Origin of the sequence: Paenibacillus forsythiae T98 (assembly GCF_000520735.1) — a bacterium.
Taxonomy (GTDB): Bacteria; Bacillota; Bacilli; order Paenibacillales; family Paenibacillaceae; genus Paenibacillus_AQ; species Paenibacillus_AQ forsythiae.
The window spans coordinates 1-3,772 of the sequence record NZ_ASSC01000792.1 but is presented as its reverse complement, the minus strand read 5'-3'; the positions used below and the strand labels follow the sequence as shown (position 1 = coordinate 3,772).

At 51.5% G+C, this 3,772-nt stretch carries 5 protein-coding genes; all 5 read right to left on the bottom strand.

What is annotated here, in order from left to right; all coding sequences use genetic code 11:
- Positions 1-132: 132 nt before the first annotated feature.
- Positions 133-687 (bottom strand): ribosome recycling factor, encoded by a 555-nt coding sequence (gene frr, locus L692_RS0124320; RefSeq protein ID WP_025702538.1) that lies wholly within the window; start codon positions 685-687, stop codon positions 133-135.
- Positions 687-1,415, bottom strand: a complete 729-nt coding sequence (pyrH, locus tag L692_RS0124315) for a UMP kinase (RefSeq protein ID WP_025702537.1) — start codon at positions 1,413-1,415, stop codon at positions 687-689. Before pyrH ends, frr begins: the two co-directional genes overlap by 1 nt.
- A gap of 240 nt (positions 1,416-1,655) precedes the next feature.
- The gene (gene tsf / locus L692_RS0124310; protein ID WP_025702536.1) at positions 1,656-2,306 is read right to left on the bottom strand and encodes a translation elongation factor Ts; all 651 of its coding nucleotides are present in this window, start codon (positions 2,304-2,306) and stop codon (positions 1,656-1,658) included.
- A gap of 211 nt (positions 2,307-2,517) precedes the next feature.
- Positions 2,518-3,219: a 30S ribosomal protein S2 gene (rpsB, locus tag L692_RS0124305; RefSeq protein WP_025702535.1), complete on the bottom strand. Its 702-nt coding sequence runs from the start codon at positions 3,217-3,219 to the stop codon at positions 2,518-2,520.
- A 247-nt stretch (positions 3,220-3,466) separates the two neighbouring features.
- The coding region (locus tag L692_RS30085) for an endolytic transglycosylase MltG (RefSeq protein ID WP_025702534.1) at positions 3,467-3,772 on the bottom strand (306 nt) is incomplete at its 5' end.

Sequence of the window (3,772 nt, the reverse complement as noted above, 5' to 3'; positions counted from 1 at the left end):
GACCGGCTGCTGCCGCTCTTCCCGGCCCAGCCAAGATTGAACCCGTTTGATCATTAAGGTTTCCTCCATATTTCTTGCGAGAAAGAGACAAACCCCACCAATTGAGGAGGGGCCTTAATTTCTGCGCTATCTTTATACTTCCATAATCTCTTTTTCTTTAGCCAGGAGCACTTTATCGACCTCGGCAATGAACTTGTCCGTCGTCTTCTGGATGTTCTCTTGATGGCCGCGGGACTCGTCCTCCGAAATGCCGTTCTTCTCCATCTTTTTGATGTCGTCATTCGCGTCGCGGCGGATGTTGCGGATCGCCACTTTTGCTTCTTCACCGAACTTTTTCGTCAGCTTGACAAGCTCCCCGCGACGTTCTTCCGTAAGCGCGGGAATGGACAGACGGATCGTGGTGCCATCATTAGCAGGTGTAAGTCCAAGATCGGATTTCATGATCGCCCGTTCGATATCATTAAGCGAGGATTTGTCCCATGGCTGAATAAGCAGCGTGCGGGAATCCGGGGTATTGATGTTGGCAAGCTGATTGACCGGAGTCAGCGCTCCGTAATATTCCACCTGAATGCGGTCGAGCAGCGAAGGCGCCGCACGGCCTGCCCGGAGTGTCGACAAGTCGCGTTTGAGCGACAAAATCGCTTTCTCCATACGTTCCTCGGCATTTTTCTTGACCGATTGTGGCATTATTCTACACTCCCTTTAACAATTGTTCCAATGCGTTCACCCAGAACGACGCGTTTGATGTTGCCCTGTTCCGTAATGGCAAACACAATCAGTGGTATATCGTTATCCATGCAGAGAGAGGATGCGGTTGAATCCATTACGCCCAAATTCTTGTTGAGCACATCCAAATAAGTAAGCTGCTCGTACTTTATAGCATTGCTGTCCTTGAACGGATCAGCGGAATAGACGCCGTCCACTTTATTCTTGGCCATCAGAATGACTTCGGCTTCGATTTCAGCCGCCCGGAGCGCTGCGGTTGTGTCGGTCGAGAAGAATGGGTTGCCCGTACCTGCCGCAAAAATAACGACCCGCCCTTTCTCCAGATGCCGAATAGCCCGGCGCCGGATATAAGGCTCTGCGATCTGCTGCATCGAGATCGAAGTCTGTACTCTGGTCGGTACGCCGCTCTGTTCCAAGGAATCCTGCAAAGCCAGTGAATTCATTACGGTAGCCAGCATGCCCATATAATCAGCCGTCGCGCGGTCTATGCCGCTTGCGCTGCCCGCGATGCCCCGCCAAATGTTGCCGCCACCGCAAACGATGGCGACCTGGACGCCCAGCTCGACTACTTCCTTCACTTGCTCGGCAATAGAGCTGATCGTATCCGCATCGATCCCGTAACCGTTATGCCCTGCCAGCGATTCGCCGCTGACCTTCAGGACTATTCTTTTAAATATCGGCTGTTCCAAATTGTATACCCTCACTTTGCAATAGTGCCTTACAGGCCCCAGGTTAATCGTGCGCCCCTGCCGCATGCGCGGCGAGGGTGAATCGGCGGCCAAGCTGTCTCATTTTCGGCCCGGCGTCCCCGTAAGGAGAGCAGATCCGTCTACTTCCGCTTGCAAAAGACGGAACACCAGGTTTCCGTGTTCCGCTCTTGAGAGTGCCTTCCATATGTTCAACTCTGCGGCGCGGGCCGCGAAAGCTTATTATTGTTTCACTTGAGCCATGACTTCTTCTACGAAGTTGTCGACTTTCTTCTCGAGTCCTTCGCCCAGCTCGTAACGGACAAAGCGGCGGATGGAGATGTTCTCGCCAATGGTGCTGATCTTTTCGTTAAGCAGGTTGGAGATGGTTTTGTCGGGATCTTTGATAAAAGCTTGCTCAAGCAGTACATGCTCTTCATAGTACTTGTTGATGCGTCCCTCAACCATTTTGTCAACGATTTTCTCAGGTTTGCCTTCGTTCAGCGCTTGCGCTCTCAGAATTTCCTTTTCCTTCTCAATTTCATCCGCAGGAACTTCTTCGCGACGCACGAAACGCGGAGCGGCTGCGGCGATTTGCATGGCGATATCGCGCGCGAACTCCTTGAATTGGTCGGTCTTGCCGACAAAGTCGGTTTCGCAGTTAATTTCTACCAGAACGCCGATACGGCCGCCAGCATGAATGTAAGACTCGACAACACCCTCAGTCGCTGCGCGTCCAGCCTTGTTCGCTGCTGCGGAAAGGCCTTTTTCACGAAGAATTTCAACCGCTTTGTTCAGATCGCCGCCAGCTTCTTCCAGCGCCTTTTTGCAATCCAGCATGCCGGCGCCGGTTCTTTCGCGAAGCTCTTTTACGGATTTTGCATCTACTGCCATTGTATAATCCCTCCAGATCATTGGTTAGCCTTCTAATTTAAAACGCCCCCACAAAGAGCAGCCTTGGCTTTAGAACCTTAGTCAGGTACTTTGCGGGGACCCCGGAAGCTTAAAAGCTCTTCATTCGGTAAAAAAAGGGCAGTGAGAGGTTATCCACCTGCCGACCACCCTTTTCATTTAATTTCATATTCGATATTCAAATCAGCAGGACTTAAGCTGAAGTTGTGTCTTCACCTTGATGGGCTTCAACAACAGCGTCGGCCATTTTACCCGTCAGCAGCTTAACGGCGCGGATCGCGTCGTCATTGCCCGGAATAACGTAGTCGATTTCGTCCGGATCGCAGTTCGTGTCAACGATAGCGACAATCGGAATGCCCAATTTGCGCGCTTCGGCAACAGCGATGCGCTCTTTACGCGGATCGATGATGAACAATGCGCTTGGCAGACCTTTCATATTCTTGATGCCGCCCAGGAATTTCTCAAGACGATCTTTCTCTTTGCGGAGAAGGATGACTTCTTTCTTAGGCAGAACGGAGAATGTGCCGTCCTCTTCCCAAGCTTCCAGCTTTTTCAGACGGTCGATACGCTTTTGAATCGTTTGGAAGTTCGTCAGCGTACCGCCGAGCCAGCGTTGGTTGATGTAGTACATGCCCGAACGTTCGGCTTCTTCTTTTACAGAGTCTTGGGCTTGTTTCTTTGTTCCAACGAACAGGATCGTACCGCTGTCACCTGCTACGCTTTTAACAAAGTTGTAAGCTTCTTCTACTTTCTTGACCGTCTTTTGCAGGTCGATAATGTAGATTCCGTTTCTTTCAGTGAAGATATAACGATCCATTTTCGGGTTCCAACGACGAGTCTGATGACCGAAGTGTACCCCAGCTTCGAGAAGCTGCTTCATGGAGATTACTGCCATCTTCACACACCTCCTAAGTTTGGTTTATTGTGTGTCCCTCCGCCGAGTATCATCTTGCAGCAAGACTTTCTTCGGAAGAAAGCACCGCTTGCTGTAATCAACCGGCGTGTGTTTTAACACCGTCATTTAATATATCATAAGACTACATTGGATGCAATGTCTGGCCCACGATTTTTGTCATAAATCGCGATTCCTGATCATACGGGTCAATAGTCACATTATAATTACGCTTAAAACGCGGCGGCGGTCACTCTTTTACCCTAACGAGCTCGTCAATGATTGAATCAACGCTTTGTCCGGCCTCAAAGCGGTACGGCCCGTACTGAATCCGGGTCTGCGCCTTGCGGCTGCGGGCGGCAAGCAGAAACGCCTCCTTGTCCTGGATTACTCCCGCCCTTGCCAGCAGATCCGAGACCTGGTAGAGGGTGACTCCTCTAGGAATGCGCAGAGCAATACTGGAGGCGGCCGGTTTGGCCGAGTAGGTATCCGTCGTCGGCGAAGCCACGGCGGCCGGATTCTGCGTCTTGCCCACGGCCGGATTCTTGGGCGCAGC